The sequence below is a fragment of the Micromonospora sp. NPDC007230 genome, from assembly GCF_042869115.1.
GTDB lineage: Bacteria > Actinomycetota > Actinomycetes > Mycobacteriales > Micromonosporaceae > Micromonospora.
In genome coordinates this window covers 2913-4666 of record NZ_JBIAFE010000064.1, presented here as the reverse complement: position 1 = coordinate 4666, position 1754 = coordinate 2913, and the positions used below count along the sequence as shown (strand labels likewise).

Sequence of the window (1754 nt, the reverse complement as noted above, 5' to 3'; positions counted from 1 at the left end):
GACTGGAATGTTTGTCCGGCGGTGTCCTACTCTCCCACACCCTCCCGAGTGCAGTACCATCGGCGCTGGAGGGCTTAGCTTCCGGGTTCGGAATGTTACCGGGCGTTTCCCCTCCGCCATGACCGCCGTAACTCTATCGACATGTCAAACAACCAACCACCAAATGGTGTGGTGTTCGTTTGTCGGGAGTTGCACAGTGGACGCGTAGCAGCTTAGTAGTCAAGTCCTCGGCCTATTAGTACCGGTCAACTGAACCCGTTACCGGGCTTACATTTCCGGCCTATCAACCCAGTCGTCTAGCTGGGGGCCTTACCCACCCCAAAGGAGTGGTGGGATACCTCATCTTGAAGCGAGCTTCCCGCTTAGATGCTTTCAGCGGTTATCCCTTCCGAACGTAGCTAACCAGCCGTGCCCCTGGCGGGACAACTGGCACACCAGAGGTTCGTCCGTCCCGGTCCTCTCGTACTAGGGACAGCCCTTCTCAAGTATCCTACGCGCACGGCGGATAGGGACCGAACTGTCTCACGACGTTCTAAACCCAGCTCGCGTACCGCTTTAATGGGCGAACAGCCCAACCCTTGGGACCTGCTACAGCCCCAGGATGCGACGAGCCGACATCGAGGTGCCAAACCATCCCGTCGATATGGACTCTTGGGGAAGATCAGCCTGTTATCCCCGGGGTACCTTTTATCCGTTGAGCGACACCGCTTCCACATGCCAGTGCCGGATCACTAGTCCCGACTTTCGTCCCTGCTCGACCTGTCAGTCTCACAGTCAAGCTCCCTTGTGCACTTGCACTCAACACCTGATTGCCAACCAGGCTGAGGGAACCTTTGGGCGCCTCCGTTACCCTTTAGGAGGCAACCGCCCCAGTTAAACTACCCACCAGACACTGTCCCTGAACCGGATAACGGTCCGAAGTTAGATACCCGAATCAACCAGAGTGGTATTTCAAGATTGCCTCCACCCTAACTGGCGTTAGAGCTTCACCGGCTCCCACCTATCCTACACAAGCTAACTCAGATACCAATGTCAAGCTATAGTAAAGGTCCCGGGGTCTTTCCGTCCTGCCGCGCGTAACGAGCATCTTTACTCGTAATGCAATTTCGCCGGGCCTGTGGTTGAGACAGTGGGGAAGTCGTTACGCCATTCGTGCAGGTCGGAACTTACCCGACAAGGAATTTCGCTACCTTAGGATGGTTATAGTTACCACCGCCGTTTACTGGCGCTTAAGTTCTCCGCTTCGCCCCGAAGAGCTAACAGGTCCCCTTAACGTTCCAGCACCGGGCAGGCGTCAGTCCATATACATCGAATTACTTCTTCGCATGGACCTGTGTTTTTAGTAAACAGTCGCTTCCCCCTGCTCTCTGCGGCCATACAACGCTCCACCCGCGCGGGGCTTCACGTCTCCGGCCCCCCTTCTCCCTAAGTTACGGGGGCAATTTGCCGAGTTCCTTAACCACAGTTCGCCCGATCGCCTCGGTATTCTCTACCTGACCACCTGTGTCGGTTTGGGGTACGGGCCGCTAAGAACTCGCTAGAGGCTTTTCTCGGCAGCATAGGATCACTGACTTCACCTGAATCGGCTCGGCATCACGTCTCAGCCTATATGCGCCGCGGATTTGCCTACGGCACGGCCTACACGCTTACCCCGGCACAACCACCGGCCGGGCTCAGCTACCTTCCTGCGTCACCCCATCGCTTGACTACTACCCGCCAGGTTCCCACGCTCCCCACCCTCAACCCGAAGGCCT

At 56.9% G+C, this 1754-nt stretch carries 2 rRNA genes (1 of these 2 only partly in view); both read right to left on the bottom strand.

The annotated features are described in order from the left end of the window. Window positions 1-13 precede the first annotated feature (13 nt). A 5S ribosomal RNA gene (gene rrf, locus ACFYML_RS36425) occupies window positions 14-130 on the bottom strand. Window positions 131-215: 85 nt separating this feature from the next. Continuing rightward, window positions 216-1754, bottom strand: a 23S ribosomal RNA gene (locus ACFYML_RS36420) (it continues 832 nt past the right edge of the window).